We start from the raw sequence: 18,573 nt of genomic DNA on the forward strand, positions 1-18,573 counted from the left end.
CACAAAAATTCACGCCGCCGCGCCAAACGTTCTCTGCCCTGTCAATGGAAGTACATTGCAAAAACGTGTAAAATATTAAGTAATAAGTTTTATGCGCGCAGTCTGTTTCATGGCTGCATTTTTGCTGGGAGGCATTCTTCATGGAGGACTACAAACTGATTGCACTGGATCTTGACGGTACACTGACAAATTCACAGAAAAAAATCAGCCCCGCCACCCGTGAAGTACTGCTGCGTGCCCAGCACGCCGGAACCCGCGTGGCGCTGGTTTCCGGCAGACCCACTGCCGGTGTCCTGCCGCTTGCACGCGAGCTGGAGCTTGACCGCAACGGCGGTTTCATCATCTCTTTTAACGGCGGCAAAATTGTTTCCTGCAAAACCGGAGAAACACTCTATGAACGCTATCTGCCGGAGGAACTCCTGCCGCGCCTGTGCGGGCTGAACAAAAAGCATCCGTTGGCAGTCATCATTTACAGCAGTGATTCCATCGTCACGGAAACGGCCGACAACTTCTATGTGCGCGGGGATGCTTTCATCAACCATATGCCAGTGGAAGAAGTTCGGGACCTGCTTCCCCGCATCGATTTTCATGTAAACAAGTTTCTGTTCCCCGGCGACCCGCAGTACATCGAAAAGCTGCTGCCTTCCCTGCGGCGCGAGTTCCCCACCTGCAGTATTTACTGCAGTGAGCCGTATTATCTGGAGGTCATGCCGAACAACGTGGATAAAGCACAGGCGCTTTCCGTGCTGCTCGGCCGCCTTGGGCTAACCCGCAGTTCACTGATTGCCTGCGGTGACGGCTTTAATGACCAGTCCATGGTTCGTTTTGCAGGCATGGGCGTTGCCATGGAAAACGCGCAGCAGGTTGTTAAAGATGACGCCAATTTTGTAACACGCTCAAACGACAACGACGGTGTTGCCTATGCGGTACAGAAATTTGTACTGCGCAGTGTGTGAAGCTTCAAACAAAAAAGAATAGCTTTTTGCCCTCTTTTCGTTTATAATGATTGCAGAATCTATCCTTACCGTAAAGTTTTCGCTGGCCTTGCCTTTCCCTTGCAGCGTGGCTTCGCCGCCGCAGGGAACGCTGCTGTTTCCCATTTTTTCGTGCAGGGCTTTACGGGCAAGGTCAAAAGGAAAGGCCGTGGGCTTCGCCCACACCCACCGCCTTTAAAAAGGCGGGCGAAACTTTTACTGTACTGGCAACGGAACACAACTGATTCTGCAATCTGCTTGAAATGAAAAGAGGGCTTTTGCGATGGATGAGAGAATTTTATGCGAATACATACAGGGACAAAGCTGCGAAGCTTACCTTGCTCTGGGCGCACATCATACCAGTGCATATGGTCAGACCGGCGTACGCTTTACCGTTTATGCCCCGGGCGCGCAGAATGTTTTCCTCATTGGCGAATTCTCCGACTGGAACGCGTGGCAGATGCAGCGCACGCCAGAAGGTTTCTGGAGTATATTCGTTGCCAGCGCACAGGACGGTCAGATGTACAAATACCGTGTACAGACCGCCGAGGGAATGTTTGACCGTACCGACCCATTTGGTTTTTATGCGGAGCTTCGCCCCGCCACCGCCAGCCGTATCTGCAGCCTTGACGGCTTTACATGGACAGACGAAAGCTGGATGCAGTCCCGCAGTAAGAATTATAACCAGCCGCTGTCCATCTATGAGGTACACGCCGGTTCTTGGAAAATGAAAGAGGACGCAGAAGACGCACAGCGCTTTTACACCTACGACGAATTAATTGACACACTGCTTCCCTATGCCAAACAGCAGGGCTTCACCCACATTGAACTGCTGCCGCTGACGGAACATCCGCTGGATGCTTCGTGGGGCTATCAGGTTTCCGGCTACTTTGCCGCCACCAGCCGCTACGGCACCCCGCAGCAGCTGATGCACTTCGTTGACTGCTGCCACCGCGAGGGCATCGGCGTAATTATGGACTTTGTTCCCGCGCATTTTATCAGCGACAACTACGCGCTCAGCAAATTTGACGGCACTTATCTGTATGAAAGTGCAGAACCCTCCCTGCGAAACAGCGAATGGGGAACCGTCTTTTTTGACTTTGCCAAGCCGCATGTCATCAGCTTTTTAAAGTCTGCTGCCGATTTCTGGCTGACCTATTACCACTTTGACGGCCTGCGCTATGACGCGGTTTCCCGGATTCTGTACACCTGCGGCGAAGAAAGCCGCGGCATCAATGACGCGGGTGTGTGGTTTTTGCGCAGTACAAACTATGCTCTGCAGGCACGCCACCCCAGCGCCATGCTGATTGCGGAGGACTCCACCAACTATCTGAAAGTGACCGCGCCTGTAGAATACGGCGGGCTTGGCTTTGACTACAAATGGGATCTCGGCTGGATGAATGATTCCCTGGACTATATGCAAAAACGTCCGCAGGAACGCCCCAACTTCGCCAAAGACATTACATTTTCCATGAGCTATTTTTACAGCGACATTTTTCTGCTGCCGCTGTCACATGATGAAGTGGTGCACGGCAAACATACCATTATTGATAAAATTTCCGGCACCTACGAAGAAAAGTTTCCTCAGCTGCGGCTTTTCTGGCTGTATATGTTCACGCACCCCGGCAAAAAACTCAATTTCATGGGTAACGAACTTGCCGAGTTTAAGGAGTGGGATGAAAATGCCGCGCTTGGCTGGAATCTGCTGACCTACCCCAACCACGATGCTTTTCACCACTTCGCGCAAACCTTGCAGGAATTCTGCAAGGCACATCCGGCTCTGTACAAAAATGACTACCACCCAAAAAGCTTTGAATGGATGGACCTTACAAATGCGGGCAAGTGCGTGTTTGCCTACTGTCGGGACAGTCTGGACGAACCTGACCGTGAAGAACTGTATGTGGTACTGAATTTCTCTGCCCGGCCGGTCATGGAATACTTCCTGCCGGTGCGGGAAACCGGCACCTATGCGGAAATTTTCAGCACCGATACCCCCGCGTTCGGCGGCGGCGGCCACCGCAATCCCGCCTGTGAAACACGCCGTCAGGGTAGCCGACTCGGCATATATACCGACCTGCCTGCTTTTTCCGGCCTGGTTTTTCAGCGGAAAGCCGAATGTGTTTCGCCCGAAAAGGGCACTGCCCAACATTCTTCTTATACTCTCTAATTTTTGTCCCCGTCGCTGGCTCTGTTTGCATACGGCGGGGCTTTACTGTATGCACTGCGTATTAACTGTACTATTGACATTAGTACAGTTAAATGATATGATGCATGCAAAGTTTAAAAAACATTTGAAAGAGGATGTATCTGCAGTGACAGCCCGGCTGATTTCACATTTCTTTTCACAAAAAAACATTTGCTCCGAAAGCGGTGGGCTTCCACGCTTTTCCCTGTGGCTGCGAAAAAACCTTTTTCCACTGACGATGCTTGTGGTCACTGTGCTGGCATTTCTGCTGCGTTTTTCACTTTTTTCCTATGAAAGCGGGGATTATCAGGTATACCTGCAAAAGTGGTATGCGCAGATAGAACAAGGCGGCGGACTGCCCACACTGCGTCAACCACTGTGGGACTGCAACTATACCATTGCCTACCTAACGCTGCTGACACCCTTTGCAGCGCTGCATGTACCTGCGCTGACCGCCGTTAAAACTATTTCCACCGCTGCGGATTTTGCGCTTGCGTTGAGTTGTGCACTGGTTCCACACTTGATTCAAAAGAACAGCCGCCACCCGCGCCTCCTTTTCGCTGCTGTTTACACCGGCGTGTTGTTTTTTCCGGAAACTTTCTTCAACAGCGCACTTTGGGGGCAGTGTGACGCAATTTATACGACTTTTGGTATTCTCTGCGTTTACTTTCTCATGCGTCATACCTATCTGCCCGCCTGTGCCCTGTTTGGACTGTCATTCGCCTTTAAAATGCAGGCTGTTTTCCTGTTGCCGATTCTGGTCATCATGGCTGTCTGTGAAAAAAAATTCCGACTGCGTTATCTGACCGCGGCGCCGGCGGCCCTGGTACTGACCTGTGTACCGGCAATGCTGGCAGGCACGCCGCTGTGGATGTCCTACTGGCCATATTTGGTCCAGTTTAGCTGCTGCGGTTCGCTTTCCGTCAACAGCCCCGGTGCCGGAATGCTGTTGGGCAGCCTTCCCTACCCCATTTTGAAAGGCACTTTACTTACCACGACGCTGCTTTTTCTTTTTCTCACGCTGGCGCTGGTGTTACATCACGGCGGCAGCCTTTCCAACATGCAATTGCTCCTGCTCGCTGCATGTTCTACCTTGTGCTGTGCCGCACTGCTCCCCTGTATGCATGAACGATATTCCTTTCCGGCAGATATTCTGCTGCTGCTTTTCGCAGTCTCCAGTCGTCGAAAAGGAGATTCCCTCTGTTGTATAACCGAAAGTACCGTATCCTTTCTTTCATGGATGCAATACTTTGACCCAAAGCTTCTGACACTTTCGGGGGCTGTTCTTTCTTTGCTTCGCCTTGGCTGCCTGTTCTGGCTTGCAGCGCGTCTGTGGCGAGAATTTGCCCCACTGCCCAACACAACACTTCAATAGTTCCATAAAAGAAGAGCGGCTGCAGCAGCCGCTCTTCTTTTATGGATTCCGTTTTGCACGCGGTTTCCAAACTGTGTTCTCGTCATTTTTTTGCAAGATACAAGTCCATCGTGTCTGTAAGCTGCACCATACCGCCCGCTGCTAAAATCGCCTGACGAATGTCCTGCTCCAGCGCGGCCTTAGCGTTTGGTTCCATTGTCTGGTGGTCAGAATAGGTGTTCAGCAGGCGAATGTAATCTTCCGCACTGAACGTACGGCTGCTGTGAAACAGTTTTGTCTGCACATCGCGAAAGCCGTACCGTGCAATCGTTTGGGCTACTTCTTCGTATTTTTTTGGCGGCTTTCCGGTAAGGCGGTGCCTACCATATGCCGCCTGTATCTCTTCGTAAAGTGTGCGGTTCTCCCGGCTTACCGTTGGATGGTTCCAAAACAATGCCAGCGTGCCGCCCGGTTTCAGGATTTGATATACCTTGGGGTAACCGATTTCTTCCGGCACCCAATGAAATGCGGTTGCGGAATACACAAGATCTATAGAGGAATTTTCCGCCTGAAAGTCCTCAAAGCTGCAGCAGCTGACGGTCAGCGCTGCCTGCCCCGCAAACTTTTCACGCAGATACGCTGCCATTTTTGGGGAAAGCTCCGCCGCACGCACTTTGCACCCCGCCTGCAGAAAAACTTGCGTTGCCTGTCCGGTGCCGGGCCCTATCTCCACAGCACTGGCTTTGGGCTTCAAATTCGCATACTGAAAAATCTCCTGAAACAGTTCTAGGCAGTACCGTGGCCGAAAACGGTCGTAATCCTCTGCATTTTCGCCAAACGTGTAACGCAAATCCATGTTTTTTCACTCTTTTCTAAATTTTTTTAAAATATATGTAAATCTTCTTGACAAAGTAAGTAAGCAAGTATACTATATAATGCATACTATGTATTGCACAATAATGTATTAGGCACAGTATCCAAAAAGGAGCGTGAACCCTGTGAAACACCAAAACGGTATCTGCATTATATTCGGTTACATCCCACACCCCAAAAAGGAGGAAAAGGCATGGACGTTCAGCGAAAAAAAGGAATCCTCGACATCTGCGTGCTCGCGGCACTGAAGCACGGGCCGTCTTATGGCTACCGCATTGTCAGCGACATTTCCGTATGTATTGAAGTTTCGGAATCCACCCTGTATCCGATTCTCCGCCGACTGGAGGGCAGCGGCTGTGTTTCCACCTACAAACAGGAGCACAACGGCCGTATGCGAAAATACTACAGAATTGAAGAACCTGGCCTGCAGAAAGTGCAGGACTTTTTGGATGAAGCGGACGAAATGAAACGCATTTATGCATTTGTGGAAGGAGCACACTTATGAATCAGGAAACTTTTTTACGGGAACTCGCCGCCGGCCTTTCCAAACTTAGCGAGCAGGAGCGTGCGCAGGTGCTGGATTATTACCGCGAACTCATCTTCGATGGTGTGGAAAACGGAAAGTCCGAAGAAGCCGTCATTCAAGACTTTGGCTCTCCGCGAGATATTGCTGCACAAATCAGTGCAGAATATCATACGCCCGCATCCGCACAGCAGCCTGCTTCCGGAACCGTACCTCCCGTGCCACCGCAGCCGGTCGGGGGCATGCAGACCTATGCAGCATGCAATCCGGTTGGTGCTGTCATGATCAGTGCGCAGAACATCAGCGTACAAGTGCAGCCGGTACCGGACGGCCCGGTTCGCGTACTGTTTTCCCCTTGTGACAGTGACCGCATAACCGTCACCGAAGAAAACGGGGTGTTCACTTTTACGCATATGATGCAGCATCTGCTGTTTCATTGGCAGGATCTGTTCCGCGGCCCCCGCAGTATTCTCCTTCAGCTTCCGGTTTCGTTTCACGGAGACATCAGCGTAACCACCTGCAACTCTAAAATTACTGCGGAAAATCTGCGCGAAATTGGTTCTGCCAATTTCACCAACAACAACGCACACATTTCTGTTACCAATACGGAGTGCCGCACCCTGCAGCTGAAGAGTTCTAATGGTTCACTGAAATTGTTTGGTGTAACCGGCGAAGCCTGCACCGCTATCACCAGCAACAGCAGAATCTCGGTTGAAAACAGCCGCTTTCCGGCACAGCTGCAACTGCACACCAGTAACAGTTCCATTCAGGTGGAGCAGAGCAGTTCTGACAACATTTCCATGAAAACTGCCAACGGCTCCATTTCCGCCATGCTGGCCGGAGATGCACGCGAATACGCAATTCACAGCCACACCAGCAACGGTCAAAATAATTTGCCAACCGACTGGTCTTATCCCGGCCAAACCAAGCACCTGTCCGCTGTGACAAGCAACGCACGCATCAATGTAAAATTCACAGCACCTGCTGTTTAATCAGTTTTTATTGACTGCGTTTGGTACAGCGCGCCCACCTGCCTTTTCACCTCCCTAGTTATAGCACAAGAGTATGCGAAATACCAGACTGACACTCTCAAGGATGCCACTGTGCAGATGCAGCAACACATACACGAAATATAAAACAGGCACGCCGCCGAACACTCCTGTTCGCAGCGTGCCTGTTTTTCATGTGTTCATTGAAAGCTGCTTTGGATTTTACACCGGTTTGTCAAACGCCGGATTGAGCGCATAAAAATTCTTGCTGTCCAAATGGTCTGTTGTTATCCGCAGCGCTTCGCCGAAACGCTGATAGTGTACAACCTCCCGCTGCCGCAGGAATTTGATTGCGTCGCGCACCTCCGGGTCAGTTGCATAGCGCAGAATATTATCATAAGTTATGCGTGCTTTCTGCTCTGCCGCAAGATCTTCGTGCAAATCAGCCAGTGGGTCGCCTGTGGAAGCAATCGTCAGCGCGCTGAACGGCACACCGGAAGCATCCTGCGGGAAAATACCGGTTGTATGGTTGATAAAGTAATCCTGAAACCCGCCCGCCTTAATCTGTTCCGGAGTCAGGTTACGTGTCAGCTGGTACACCAGTGCGCTAATCATCTCCAGGTGAGCTAGTTCCTCTGTACCTATATCAGTTAAAATTGCCTTTAATTCTGGATATGGCATTACATACCGCTGAGAAATATAGCGCAGAGATGCACCCAATTCTCCGTTTGGACCACCGTACTATAAAATGTGATAATTTTATACTTTGCATTTATATCGGCTCATTAAAAGTACCAGAAAATACGCCAAAGTAGCGCGGGCTTTACGCCTGCACTACTTTTTTAAGAGAGAGGAGAAATCTATAAATTTAGTAATCTGTGTATCCCCACGAGCGTACAAACCCGCATGATTACTGAATTTTTCTTTCTATCCATATCACTTGAATTCTCAAAGAATTAGTAAAAAATTAGTAGGAAGGCTTATCAAAACTTAACTTGTCTTTTTTCTTAAGCAATATGTTTTATTTGTTAGCATAACCGGCTTAGCTTTTTTGATAAGCTAAACCATTTTAATTTCTTATTCTTCAAATAAAATTATATCCACCCATATAATAGGTTGAAATCAATAATTTATAGTGGTAAACTGTAAATCATTGGAGGTTGTTGCAGAATTCTGCTTTTTAGCCCAACCAGAATTGTAAACGAAACAAGCTTCATTAACTCAAATTGTAATAAAGCATTAAGGAGAATTTAATGAATAAAAATTTTTCTGAAATAACAATTCCATTCGAAGAAGCTGAAAATTATTTTAAACCTAGCAATAAAGAAAAATTAAACACTTTCTTTTATAAAGATAAAAACTATGAGAAAATCATTCAAGATACTACTTACTATATATTAGGTGATAAAGGCTCTGGAAAAACAACATATGCAGCGTATTTTTGCAATGGATTTCGTGATGGGATAAAATCAAGTAGATATGTACTATCGGTTGATGACTACGGAAAAATCATTACTATGAAAAAAGAAAAGCAACTAAATTATACTTCTTATACAACTATGTGGAAAGCAATTTTACTAATTAAACTTATATCCACAATTACAGATGGTGAAGTGAATTCAATTTTTAGTAAAAGTAATGTATTATCTTCTATTAAAAAAGTTCTTAATGATTTCGACTATAACAAGCTGACTATTGATAGTTTTTCCCCAGTCAAAATAATTGACAATTCAAACTTTATCAGTTCATTTATTAACCAAATAAAAATTAAATCTTCTGGTGTACAGGACTCTGCTAAATTTTCATATAATTATAGCAAATCACACGAAAGCAAACATTCACTAATGGTATTTGAAGATTTATGGACAAAGTTCATAAACAACATAGCGGGAAGTATTAAAAATCTTAAGCTTAAAAACCATCATTACCTTTTTGTGGATGGCATTGATGTCCGTCCAGATGAAATACCATACAACGATTACAAAAAATGTGTTTCTTCTTTAGTCAGAGCTGTTTATGATGTGAATTCTGAAATACTGTCACAGCTCAAAGATTCTAAAAAAGGGCGTTTGCAAATAATATTACTATCTCGACTAGATATTTTTCTCACAGCAGGCTTAAGCAATCCCGGCAGTAAAGTAACCGATAATTGTGCCTTCCTCGATTGGAGTGTAACAAACGAGAACGAATATAAGCAATCCGATATATATGCGTTAGTAAATCAGATTATATCACAGGGAAGCATTGATTCCATAGAACCGTGGCCCCTATATTTTAATTTTAAAATTATGCGAGGTAATAATTCATTCGATCCATTTATTTACTTCTTAAGACTTACAAATGCTAGGCCAAGAGATTTTGTGCGAATATTCTCTATTCTTAGTGATATGTGCAACAAATCGAATAAAGAAAATCCATCAGCTTCCCAAATTGAATCAGACAAGTTTCAAAACATGTTTTCAACTTATTTTACAGATGCAATACGCACCGCTTTAGGTTTTTACTATGACAAAGAACAAATTAAACTTCTTTTTGACTTTGTTAAAACTTTACATCATGTAAAATTCTCATATAAGCAATTTAAAGGAGCTTATAATAATTTCGTTAGGAAAGATGAACTAAAAAACACTTACGGTGAATCAGATAAAGTAATTGAATTGTTGTTCAACGAGAATATTGTAAGCATTTTTGATCCTAAAGGGTATTACCGTTGCAAATATAGGGAGATTTCTATATCAAATTATGATTATGGATTAGAAACTGAAAATTTGACTCCTAATACCACTTTCTTACTTAGGTGGGCTTTTGAGAAAGAATTTGATGCGTACTTAAAATAATCAACCATAAGTAAACTTTTCAATGTTAATACAATTCCATAAGTTATAAACAACGTAGCCTATTGGACAAAAATCATTCAATATCCAGGTAGTTGCATTGAGAGCGTTCAAAAATAAAAGAATTGATATTACTTTGTAATTTAGGAGAATAATTTCTATGAGAAAAGGGGTTGTACCTAACACAAGTGGACTATCTATTCAAACCTTTGGTAAAATTAAATCTATATTTAATCAAAAAAATTGGCCAATTGATGGATATTTTCATGAATGCTTTTTTGACGAATTTTGCAAGCTAATGCAAGAACTAGATGATCAGCAGCAAGATACTATTCTCTCATTGACTGAAGAATTTGTGTGGGTTAGGGATTCAGAATATATAAAGTATTTTTCGGCTGTTTTTCACAAATTAATTGTTTCCTTAGATATCAGCAAACATAAAAATATCTTCATTTGTCCTTTGTTACCAGAAGAGAATTTTGGAGAGTCGAAAAGTTCAGTTGCTTTATATTATGTTATTAAAAGTAATTTGATTTCTATACAAAATCAATATAATGAATTTAACATAGTTGGGATTGATGCACCACAATCATTTGATAGTTCCAAATTTTCCGAGAAATCAATTCTATGCTTGATTGATGACTTCATTGGAAGCGGTGAAACCAGCAATATTGGAGCACAGTTCTTCACACAAAAAAAGGGAATCGAAAAAAGTAAGATAATAATACTATCTCTTATTGCTATGCAACAAGGAATTGATTTCTTACAAGGAAGGGGGTATACTGTATTTGCAACAAATATATTACAGAAAGGCATAACGGGACGCAAGGATGGAAATGAGAATAAATATAGAACTGCAATGAAAAAAATAGAAAATATGATAAATGTAAAAAGCAAATATGAATTTGGATATTCTCAATCCGAAGCATTGGTAAAGATGATGCATACACCAAACAATACTTTCCCCGTATACTGGCTCAAAAATAAGAAAAATCCGCATGCTCCTTTTCCGAGGTGACAAAATGCTTCCAAAGCAAATCGTTCTTTTAAAAATAATATCTATAAATGGCAGCCTGTTTACCTTAAGTAGAAGAGGACTTACCCCATCACAAATTGCTATATTAATACAGGAACAAATTGATTGTGGGAATATTGTGACGGACGAATCTGGTCTTAACTTAACATTAGCCGGGGAAAAATACTTACAGCAGTATTTCAAGTCTGAAGACTGTAAGAAAAAGGATACATGGATTCTTCCCCAAGATTACTATCGTACAAATCCAATATCAAAATTTGATATTGTACTACCACCCAAACAAATTTAGTTGTTTGTAGACTGCATCAGACTGTATTCGCAAGAATACCGATTGGCGAGTCGTCAATCTTTTATGAACTGTCTTTCAAGCCCCGCATAGATTTTTTCATACTTCACTTGGAAGTGAAGCCAAAAAATCTATGCGGCTACGCAGCAAGCTGCTACGCCACCCAACTTTCTACAACTTCGTTCTAGAAAGTTGGGTAGGAAATTTTTAGTGATGCAGTCTACAAACAACTAAACCTGAAAAAAGGAGACTTCTCCATGGAGTGGAGCACTTTGCGTAATGCAATAATCCGCAAGTGTAAAGAGCACCGCAAAGGTGATGAGTATTCTGAAGCGCTTCTGTCATACTCAGAAAAACTTTTTGTTCAGAACTTACCTATAATAACTTGTCCTGCACACTTATCATTGCTGATTGGATTAGAGCATGATTATGTTTGCCGTATGGCATTTTCTCCTGAACATTTTTACAGACACTTTACTATTAAAAAAGCCAATGGCAAAGATAGAAGTATTGATGAGCCTTTACCGGATCTGAAATTTGTTCAACAATGGATTCTTTCTAACATTTTAGAAAATGTACCAGTTAGCACTTATGCAAAAGCTTTTATCAAAAAGCGTGGAGTTAAAGAAAATGCTCGATTTCATAGAGCACAAACTGTTGTGGTTACTATGGACATTAAAGATTTTTTCCCATCCATAAATTTACAACAAATAGTAAATATCTTTTGTACGTTGGGATATTCTAATGATGTCTCAAACTTTATCGCTCACCTATGTTGTTATCATTATTCTTTACCACAAGGTGCTCCAACCAGTCCCTATTTGTCAAATATTAGGATGCGAGAGTTTGATAAAAAAGTTGTTGACTATTCAAGTCCTTTGAAAATTCGATATACTAGATATGCAGATGATATTTCTTTATCTGGCAATTTTAATCCACATACTGCTATTAAATATTTAAGTTCTCTCGTATTTAAAGAAGGATTCTCCATTAACGCAGAAAAGACTAGAGTTGCATATCAGAATGCACGACAAGAAATAACAGGTATTGTAGTAAATTCCCATATGCAAGTTCCAAAAGCGCAACGTAAGAAAATCCGTCAAGAGGTTTATTATATTAAGAAATACGGACTAGACTCTCATTTATCACACATTTCCGAAACACGTGAAAATTATTTAAATCACTTACTTGGCAAAATTAATTTCGCGCGTTATATAAATCCAAAGGATCAAGAAATGCAGGAATATTATGAAACAATAAAAAAAATTCTTATACTTTTTCGGAATGAATCTTTTTAAGTATCAACAGCAAATAATTATACTAATTTTATAGTTTCCGTTTTTGATATTCTCACCAATTTTTAAACACTATCTGACATGTTTTGGATTTGTTTCCAAGTAAAGTCCCTGACCTCTCCTCAGTGAAGTCAGGGACTTTACTTTACCTATTGAATAGAACTATTGTATCTACAAACACATATAAATGAATAATGATGATCATATTAAAAATTTTGTTGGAAATATTGTGAATTTTAATTTACATACACTATAAAATTCCGAAATTGCTTGACTGTCAATTTTTGTAGGTTTATAGTTAAATTGAATAAATAATAAATTCTCGCATTTAGCGCCAATCATAAAGAAAAATGTATGGAGTTTACATTATGAGTTTTCTTATATAATATCATTAGCGTAATCTAAATATAATTAGTCCAGGCATTTTTATGCCTGTCAGTCAACAGGAGCTGAAATCTTTGGAAGAAAAAACATGCGAAAAGAAAATACATTTTTATCGAGCTATTTCTGAACCATCATTTAAAGCATCAGAAAGTACAAATAATTCAGAACGCTTACGTGACCTATTTAACGGTGTATTTTCAGAAGGAAAAAGCTGCTACGAATATGATAATAATGATGTAAAAAATAGATTCGAAATATTATCTATTGATAATAAAGAATTATTTGCCACTTACAGCAAAGAAGAAGTCTCCATCAATCCTTTAATGCAGATTAGAGATCGTATAACCAATGCTACTGAAGATATATTAAATAATGCTCAAGAAGCTTTAGAATATTATACTTTCTTTTATGTTAATTTTTCCAATGGAATTCTAGCAGTTATTTTCAATAAACAAGCTTCTTTAGACAATGCCTTACGTGAGTATTGTTTCGAAAAGAATTATAGGCTTTCATTACTACCATTTATTGCAGACGACAAAGAAAGTGTACTTCACTTATTCAAAAAAATTAAGCACATAACTTTTACATTCACTAAAGAGTCTGCTTCAGACTATAAATGCATGCCTGAAATCAGGGATTCCGGAATTGAAATTGATGGTTTACAAATTAAATTGAAAGTTAGTAAGCACAGAGAATCTATTATTAAATATTTAGTTTCTTTAAGGGACGGAATATATTCCTCCGTAAAAGTAGATGGAAAGTCTAATGATGATATTGACCAGAGTTTTGATTTGATACAAAAATCATTTATGAGAAAATCTTCAATATTACTTTCAACCAATCCTAAAAATCATTTAGATGATATTAAATCAGCCATGCAAAAGGAAATCAATAAAATTTCCCATAATAAGATTATATAAATAGTAGATTGTCGTTGCTATTTCTGCAATTCCAGCTATAAATGAATAAACCGCAATTTTTAACATTTGGGGTCCAAACAACCATAGAATAATAGTAACTCCAAAAGCCACTGTACCAAAAATAATAGTATATATAAAAGTCTTATGATGCTCGTACCGCAATACTTCCTTCATCATTTGGCTTTCTTTTGGCATAGAAAAGAAAATTGTCATGGCTGTAATTAAAAAGCCTATCATAGTACCCGATATAGTAGCTAAATTTGAAAAATTGCTTTCCACATTATTTGAATTAATGAACTTATTAAACCATGAGAATCGATTTTCTAACAAAGCAATAGGTATAATTATAAATAGAACAAACAGATAAAGATGTTTGTATATACATGCTTTAATTTTATCTTTCATATTATTCACCCATTTCTTATATATGCAGTATTTTACATTTTAATAGTAAAAGCGGATTGATGAATGTTCGCTCTTCTAGTATAATTGGTTATTTCACAACGTTTACAACAAAGGGTATAATTGTAATAAAGGCTAATACCAATATTATTATATAAATTTATCGAAAATTAAAGTAAAAATTTCAGCAGAAAAGGTAAGTCACAATTCAGCACTTTAATCAAACCATGATTGTTTTTTACCGAAGATTGGAAAATTTCAATTTTTTTCAGTTCAGTGTTGCATTGAATCGCGCTACATATCTCTAAACTAAAAGATTAACTTAAAATGAATACCCAAATATTTAGCAAAATGGGGGTAAGTATATTACTGTACCAGCAGAAACCACTGGTATATATTTATCATACAAGAAGCTTTTTTTATTATACGCGTCCCACAAGCGTTATGCAATTTGTCTCTTCACAAATGCTTTTGCTTTTTGGATCTATATTAAATAAGTGGACACCTGAAGTAACTATCAATTATAATTAAGTAGACACCCAAAAGGAGGCACTTACTCATGTCCACTGGTAAAACCGGAACCCGATATGACGAAGATTTCAAACGAACTCTCGTCAACCTTTATCAATCTGGCGGCAAATCACAAGCAGCACTCTGTAAAGAGTATGGCGTTTCTATCACCGCACTTGGCCGTTGGATTAAACAATACTCAATCGTCGAAACGGATGATGGCGAAATACTAACTGCTAAGCAGGTCAAAGACCTCCAAAAGCGTAATGCTCAGCTTGAGGAGGAACTCCTTATACTAAAAAAGCGATTGCCATCTTCACGCCACACTCAAACAACGATTAGAAGCTATTCATAAGCTCCGTTTCCAACACAATATCAAGCTCCTTTGTAAGGTTCTTGGCGTTAATCGAAGTACTTACTATAAGCATTACAACACCGAACCGGCTGATCGTACAAAAGACAATCAAACGATTGCAAAGCTTATTCTTAAAATCTATGCAGATTATAACAAACGTCTTGGAGCTTACAAGATTACCTATGTTCTCCAGCGTGATTATGGCATTAACATCAGTGTCGGACGAGTGTACCGACTGATGAGGACTCTAAAACTTCCACGGATGTCCACCGAAAAACCTTATAAAAATTATAAGCATCGGGACAACGGCGAGTGTACCAACCACCTTCACCAGGAGTTCAATCAGCAAACTCCAAACATTGTCTGGGCAAGTGATTTCACATACATCAAAGTTGCCGGCAAATGGTATTATCTTTGTATTGTAATGGATTTATTTTCTCGCAAAGTCATCTCCTGGAACATATCAGGCAAGCCAGATGTCGACCTCGTCATGACTGCGTTCAAAAAAGCTTATGATAGAAGAAACTGCCCTTCTGGACTTATGTTTCATTCTGATCGAGGATCTCAGTATACTGCTTTTTCATTTCGACAGCTTCTAGATTCTCTTAATGTTGTGCAATCATTTTCCAAAAAGGGCTATCCTTTTGATAATGCTTGCTGTGAAAGTTTCTTCAAATATCTAAAAAAAGAAGAAACCAACAGGAAAGCTTATCACTCCCTACAGGAATTACAGTTGTCCATATTCCAATATATTGAAGGATACTATAACTCAAGAAGGCCTCATGGCTCTCTTCGAATGCTAACACCTAACGAGAAAGAAGAACTGTTCTGGAATCAGGCTTAATTCCTGTTTCCAGTATGTTTTCCCTAATTATTGTGTCTACTTACTTGACTATAGTTCATTTTCAACATTGAAAATATAGTTTGAATAAACATAAGTCAAACAAATAAAATAACGTTAGATATCTTAAGTTATTAAAATCAGAAAATGTCCCTGACCTTCCACATTAAAGTGAGAAGTCAGGGACGTTGTTTTATATATTCAAATTCTCAAACATTTGGGATTATGCGGTCTGCGTTGCTGGTACAGCAGTGGCAACATCTTTCGGTACACTGTCAGCCGATGCATTCACCGCGACACTACCAAGGTTCCCCTGTTCGTCAGTCACCTGCCCGCAGATGGCGGCGCGGCCTTTGTTGACCTCTCCGGCGACCGCCTGCCGAAGCTGTTCAATCTGCGCATCCGTAATCTCCGGAATAGCCTGCTTCAGTGCTTCGTCAAACAACTTTTGCTTTGCGGAAATGGTGCTTTCCAGTGTGGGTGTAATGCGGAATTCTTCGTCTACTGCGTTCCAGGCAGCACGGGCAAGGTTCATCCAATGATTCCATTTGTCCGCTCCTGCCTTCGCTTTTACTGCTGCGGCCTTTTCGGAAATGTATTTTTCCACCGCATTCCCCAATGCTTTGATTGCAATGACTCCAACACCGACAAGCGCTGTCATCGCTGCTGTACCGATTGTGTTCAATGCTTCCTGCCACATAAATATGTACCTCCGTATAAAATTATTTTGTTACCGTGCCCTTGCAAACGCAGGTGCTGCCACAGTAGAATCCTGCGGTACCCTGTGCAGCGGCACGGTATTTTGTGAAATAATAGCCTCTTGCCTGTCTGGTGTTCATGTGTTCAAAAATGCTACCGTTTCCACAGACCAACGGGAAGTCTGTCTTGAACGTATACTCCTGCCCTACCCGCTTGGTGAAATCTTTTGTCGTGTCGCTGTACGGCTTCTTGATAACCGCCACACACACGCGGCGGCCATTGATGTAGAACCCGACTCCAGCGGTCAGCTTGTCCGCACGGAATGTTGTCAGGCGGTATCCGTTATCCATTGTGCAGCCAATCTGTTTAAATGCATCCGTTGCACAGGTGATTGCCCCGCCGGTCTTAAACGTGTACACCATGCCAGGGCAGCACGTGAGTGACGTGGTATCACAATAATACGGATTGACGGTGGGTGCGGTACTGACAGCTTGCCCGCTGCACGGCAGACTGTACGGTTTCCCAGCCATGCAGTTTACAACTGCCGCCTGAAAGCCTGTCCATGCCGCCGGGTGCGTTACATACCAGAGTGGGCACTCTTTGCCGGTCACGTCATAGTGCCGTACCACACCCCCATGCTGCGGATTCAGGCCATACTTTTTGCACAGGGATGCGGTCAATTCAACAAGTTCCTTTTCTGCACCCACTGTGAATTTTCCGCTTTCATCCGGATGGCAGGTTTCAATGCTGATACTGTAAGCATTCGCCTGACAGGTGCAGTACGCCCATTCAGATTCCGGGATAAGCTGCACAATTTCGCCATCCATACCAACGCAGTAATGGCAGCTGGCATAACGACCATCTGCGATGCAGGTGCCATCAAAATAGTCACGTTCGTTCTGCGCGGTCGCGCCTGGGTCGCCCGTATAATGGATGGCGATTGCCGTCACCTTTTTTAGCGGCAGGCCGGGACGAGTGTACTTGTTCGGCCGAATGTACTCTTGTTTAATGTTCAATTCTTACTTCCTCCACTTCTCCTTGAAATTTTTCAAGGTCGGCTATTCGATGATTTGCCACGTCCACTTTTTCCTCCAGCCGGAACGTCCGCTCCACCACCGAATTGTGTTTTGCTACTTTGTCCCCCAGCTGTTTCAGCCGGTAATTTGTCAGGCTGGTACTTTTGCGGATGCCCGCATAGGTGCCAACCAGCGTACAGGCACCGCTAATCAGTGCAACAATAATTGTGCTGTCCATGCAGTCACCGCCTTATGCCGCTGTGCCGGTATAATCTTCACCGGTAATTGTTTTGTACTGTTCTGCTGTCAGTCCGCCATAGCCAACCACGGTTTTCAGCAGGGCTTTGTCTGCCCAGCCCCAATTATAAGCACATGTCCACCATTCCATGATTATTCACCTACCTTTCCTGCGGCACTCAAGGCGGCCACCTGCTTGCCAAGGGCAGCATTTTGCGCAGTCAGAGTTGCAACCTGCTGCCCAAGCGCTGCGACCTGCTGCTGCAGCGTCTGGCCCTGCTGCTGTTCCTGCTGTGCCACCTGCTCCTGGGCGGCTGCCTGATTGTTCTGCTCGTCCAACCATGCGGTCAGGTCTGCATCGGATGCAGCTGCATTAAAAATTTTTGTGATACAGTCCCGACCGTCTGCGGAAAGGATACCAAGTTTCTGACTGTCTGCCAGTCCGAAAGATGTCAGCGCTTTTTCGGCCGGGCAGCCATTAATTGGGCTAGCCTTGTCCCAAAACCGCGCTGTGTATGTTGTTGCCATGTGATTACCTCCGTTAATTTTTTATTTTTGTCCACTGCGTACCGTCACCAATATAGGTCGGATACTCTCGAAAATCCGTATCGTAGTACCAAGCATCGTCAATCGAAAAGTCCGGTTTCGGTGCAGAATAGTATTCAGAGTTAAGGATATCCGCACTGTTTTTGGGCAATGCCTTCATCAACTTTTCAGTACCCAATACCCAAAATTGATTTTTGATTCCCTTGAGCAGGCAAAGCGTATTCGCAGGTTCTGCTTGACTTTCAAGTGCGAATTGTCCAGTCAAGCAAGTAGTGGATGTAGTTGTGGAGGGGAAAGTGTTGCACAAAATGCCC

Annotated in this window: 19 protein-coding genes and 1 pseudogene; 11 read left to right on the forward strand and 9 right to left on the reverse strand. The window is 42.6% G+C overall.

The genetic code is table 11. From position 1 onward, the window contains the following. Nucleotides 1-140: 140 nt before the first annotated feature. The 3 genes from H6X83_RS12190 (at nucleotide 141) to H6X83_RS12200 (ending at nucleotide 4,534) form a co-directional block, all read left to right on the forward strand. Nucleotides 141-956: a Cof-type HAD-IIB family hydrolase gene (locus tag H6X83_RS12190; protein ID WP_212506733.1), complete on the forward strand. Its 816-nt coding sequence runs from the start codon at nucleotides 141-143 to the stop codon at nucleotides 954-956. A gap of 301 nt (nucleotides 957-1,257) precedes the next feature. After that, nucleotides 1,258-3,141 (forward strand): 1,4-alpha-glucan branching protein GlgB, encoded by a 1,884-nt coding sequence (glgB, locus tag H6X83_RS12195; protein ID WP_212506734.1) that lies wholly within the window; start codon nucleotides 1,258-1,260, stop codon nucleotides 3,139-3,141. A 49-nt stretch (nucleotides 3,142-3,190) separates the two neighbouring features. Further along, a complete protein-coding gene (locus H6X83_RS12200; protein WP_212506735.1) occupies nucleotides 3,191-4,534 on the forward strand; it encodes a hypothetical protein in 1,344 nt (447 codons plus the stop codon). Nucleotides 4,535-4,616: 82 nt separating this feature from the next. On the opposite strand, the gene H6X83_RS12205 is transcribed toward H6X83_RS12200, so the two are convergent. Then, nucleotides 4,617-5,369 carry a class I SAM-dependent methyltransferase gene (locus tag H6X83_RS12205; protein ID WP_212506736.1) on the reverse strand — a complete coding sequence of 251 codons (753 nt, stop codon included), beginning with the start codon at nucleotides 5,367-5,369 and terminating at the stop codon, nucleotides 4,617-4,619. 210 nt (nucleotides 5,370-5,579) lie between these two features. On the opposite strand from H6X83_RS12205, the gene H6X83_RS12210 reads away from it, so the two are divergent. Both H6X83_RS12210 and H6X83_RS12215 read left to right on the forward strand, forming a co-directional pair. Then, a complete protein-coding gene (locus H6X83_RS12210) occupies nucleotides 5,580-5,891 on the forward strand; it encodes a PadR family transcriptional regulator (protein ID WP_212506737.1) in 312 nt (103 codons plus the stop codon). Continuing rightward, a complete protein-coding gene (locus H6X83_RS12215; RefSeq protein WP_212506738.1) occupies nucleotides 5,888-6,901 on the forward strand; it encodes an HAAS signaling domain-containing protein in 1,014 nt (337 codons plus the stop codon). The genes H6X83_RS12210 and H6X83_RS12215 overlap by 4 nt, the downstream gene beginning before the upstream one ends. A gap of 219 nt (nucleotides 6,902-7,120) precedes the next feature. Here H6X83_RS12215 and H6X83_RS12220 read toward each other — a convergent pair. Then, a pseudogene (locus tag H6X83_RS12220) lies at nucleotides 7,121-7,639 on the reverse strand (manganese catalase family protein); the annotation flags it as partial. Nucleotides 7,640-8,151: 512 nt separating this feature from the next. On the opposite strand from H6X83_RS12220, the gene H6X83_RS12225 reads away from it, so the two are divergent. From H6X83_RS12225 to H6X83_RS12245, 5 genes are all read left to right on the forward strand, one after another. Further along, nucleotides 8,152-9,735, forward strand: coding sequence for a P-loop ATPase, Sll1717 family (locus H6X83_RS12225; RefSeq protein ID WP_212506740.1), 1,584 nt, complete (start codon nucleotides 8,152-8,154; stop codon nucleotides 9,733-9,735). Nucleotides 9,736-9,892: 157 nt separating this feature from the next. Continuing rightward, nucleotides 9,893-10,750: a phosphoribosyltransferase-like protein gene (locus tag H6X83_RS12230; RefSeq protein ID WP_212506741.1), complete on the forward strand. Its 858-nt coding sequence runs from the start codon at nucleotides 9,893-9,895 to the stop codon at nucleotides 10,748-10,750. A 4-nt stretch (nucleotides 10,751-10,754) separates the two neighbouring features. Further along, nucleotides 10,755-11,057: a hypothetical protein gene (locus tag H6X83_RS12235; protein WP_212506742.1), complete on the forward strand. Its 303-nt coding sequence runs from the start codon at nucleotides 10,755-10,757 to the stop codon at nucleotides 11,055-11,057. 254 nt (nucleotides 11,058-11,311) lie between these two features. Next, complete coding sequence (locus H6X83_RS12240) at nucleotides 11,312-12,352, forward strand: retron St85 family RNA-directed DNA polymerase (protein WP_212506743.1); 1,041 nt, start codon at nucleotides 11,312-11,314, stop codon at nucleotides 12,350-12,352. A 455-nt stretch (nucleotides 12,353-12,807) separates the two neighbouring features. Beyond that, nucleotides 12,808-13,653 (forward strand): hypothetical protein, encoded by an 846-nt coding sequence (locus tag H6X83_RS12245; RefSeq protein WP_212506744.1) that lies wholly within the window; start codon nucleotides 12,808-12,810, stop codon nucleotides 13,651-13,653. On the opposite strand, the gene H6X83_RS12250 is transcribed toward H6X83_RS12245, so the two are convergent. Further along, the gene (locus H6X83_RS12250) at nucleotides 13,603-14,058 is read right to left on the reverse strand and encodes a hypothetical protein (protein WP_212506745.1); all 456 of its coding nucleotides are present in this window, start codon (nucleotides 14,056-14,058) and stop codon (nucleotides 13,603-13,605) included. The two genes, H6X83_RS12245 and H6X83_RS12250, sit on opposite strands and share 51 nt — an antisense overlap. A gap of 556 nt (nucleotides 14,059-14,614) precedes the next feature. On the opposite strand from H6X83_RS12250, the gene H6X83_RS12255 reads away from it, so the two are divergent. Next, nucleotides 14,615-15,764 (forward strand): IS3 family transposase gene (locus H6X83_RS12255; RefSeq protein ID WP_246419136.1). Its coding sequence is split into 2 segments (ribosomal slippage): nucleotides 14,615-14,871 and nucleotides 14,870-15,764, totalling 1,152 coding nucleotides; the frame shifts between segments, so codons are not numbered across the junction. A gap of 220 nt (nucleotides 15,765-15,984) precedes the next feature. On the opposite strand, the gene H6X83_RS12260 is transcribed toward H6X83_RS12255, so the two are convergent. The 6 genes from H6X83_RS12260 to H6X83_RS12285 are packed head-to-tail and all read right to left on the reverse strand — an operon-like array spanning nucleotide 15,985 to nucleotide 18,566. Next, nucleotides 15,985-16,461 carry a hypothetical protein gene (locus H6X83_RS12260; RefSeq protein WP_212506746.1) on the reverse strand — a complete coding sequence of 159 codons (477 nt, stop codon included), beginning with the start codon at nucleotides 16,459-16,461 and terminating at the stop codon, nucleotides 15,985-15,987. Nucleotides 16,462-16,483: 22 nt separating this feature from the next. Next, entirely contained in the window at nucleotides 16,484-17,476 is a 993-nt protein-coding gene (locus H6X83_RS12265) for a peptidoglycan recognition protein family protein (RefSeq protein ID WP_212506747.1), read from the reverse strand. Next, nucleotides 17,466-17,714 (reverse strand): hypothetical protein, encoded by a 249-nt coding sequence (locus H6X83_RS12270; RefSeq protein WP_212506748.1) that lies wholly within the window; start codon nucleotides 17,712-17,714, stop codon nucleotides 17,466-17,468. Before H6X83_RS12270 ends, H6X83_RS12265 begins: the two co-directional genes overlap by 11 nt. A gap of 12 nt (nucleotides 17,715-17,726) precedes the next feature. Then, nucleotides 17,727-17,864, reverse strand: coding sequence for an XkdX family protein (locus tag H6X83_RS12275; RefSeq protein WP_212506749.1), 138 nt, complete (start codon nucleotides 17,862-17,864; stop codon nucleotides 17,727-17,729). Between the two features lie 2 nt (nucleotides 17,865-17,866). After that, nucleotides 17,867-18,241: a hypothetical protein gene (locus H6X83_RS12280; protein ID WP_212506750.1), complete on the reverse strand. Its 375-nt coding sequence runs from the start codon at nucleotides 18,239-18,241 to the stop codon at nucleotides 17,867-17,869. Nucleotides 18,242-18,254: 13 nt separating this feature from the next. Next, nucleotides 18,255-18,566 (reverse strand): hypothetical protein, encoded by a 312-nt coding sequence (locus H6X83_RS12285; RefSeq protein ID WP_212506751.1) that lies wholly within the window; start codon nucleotides 18,564-18,566, stop codon nucleotides 18,255-18,257. Nucleotides 18,567-18,573 lie beyond the last annotated feature (7 nt).

It is taken from the genome of Caproicibacterium amylolyticum (assembly GCF_014467055.1).
GTDB classification, from domain to species: Bacteria; Bacillota; Clostridia; order Oscillospirales; family Acutalibacteraceae; genus Caproicibacterium; species Caproicibacterium amylolyticum.

Coding starts and splice junctions, on each gene's coding strand:
- H6X83_RS12190 (WP_212506733.1), top strand. CDS start 141: ATGGAGGACTACAAACTGATTGCACTGGATCTTGACGGTACACTGACA.
- glgB (WP_212506734.1), top strand. CDS start 1,258: ATGGATGAGAGAATTTTATGCGAATACATACAGGGACAAAGCTGCGAA.
- H6X83_RS12200 (WP_212506735.1), top strand. CDS start 3,191: ATGCACTGCGTATTAACTGTACTATTGACATTAGTACAGTTAAATGAT.
- H6X83_RS12205 (WP_212506736.1), bottom strand. CDS start 5,369: ATGGATTTGCGTTACACGTTTGGCGAAAATGCAGAGGATTACGACCGT.
- H6X83_RS12210 (WP_212506737.1), top strand. CDS start 5,580: ATGGACGTTCAGCGAAAAAAAGGAATCCTCGACATCTGCGTGCTCGCG.
- H6X83_RS12215 (WP_212506738.1), top strand. CDS start 5,888: ATGAATCAGGAAACTTTTTTACGGGAACTCGCCGCCGGCCTTTCCAAA.
- H6X83_RS12225 (WP_212506740.1), top strand. CDS start 8,152: ATGAATAAAAATTTTTCTGAAATAACAATTCCATTCGAAGAAGCTGAA.
- H6X83_RS12230 (WP_212506741.1), top strand. CDS start 9,893: ATGAGAAAAGGGGTTGTACCTAACACAAGTGGACTATCTATTCAAACC.
- H6X83_RS12235 (WP_212506742.1), top strand. CDS start 10,755: ATGCTTCCAAAGCAAATCGTTCTTTTAAAAATAATATCTATAAATGGC.
- H6X83_RS12240 (WP_212506743.1), top strand. CDS start 11,312: ATGGAGTGGAGCACTTTGCGTAATGCAATAATCCGCAAGTGTAAAGAG.
- H6X83_RS12250 (WP_212506745.1), bottom strand. CDS start 14,058: ATGAAAGATAAAATTAAAGCATGTATATACAAACATCTTTATCTGTTT.
- H6X83_RS12260 (WP_212506746.1), bottom strand. CDS start 16,461: ATGTGGCAGGAAGCATTGAACACAATCGGTACAGCAGCGATGACAGCG.
- H6X83_RS12270 (WP_212506748.1), bottom strand. CDS start 17,714: ATGGACAGCACAATTATTGTTGCACTGATTAGCGGTGCCTGTACGCTG.
- H6X83_RS12275 (WP_212506749.1), bottom strand. CDS start 17,864: ATGGAATGGTGGACATGTGCTTATAATTGGGGCTGGGCAGACAAAGCC.
- H6X83_RS12280 (WP_212506750.1), bottom strand. CDS start 18,241: ATGGCAACAACATACACAGCGCGGTTTTGGGACAAGGCTAGCCCAATT.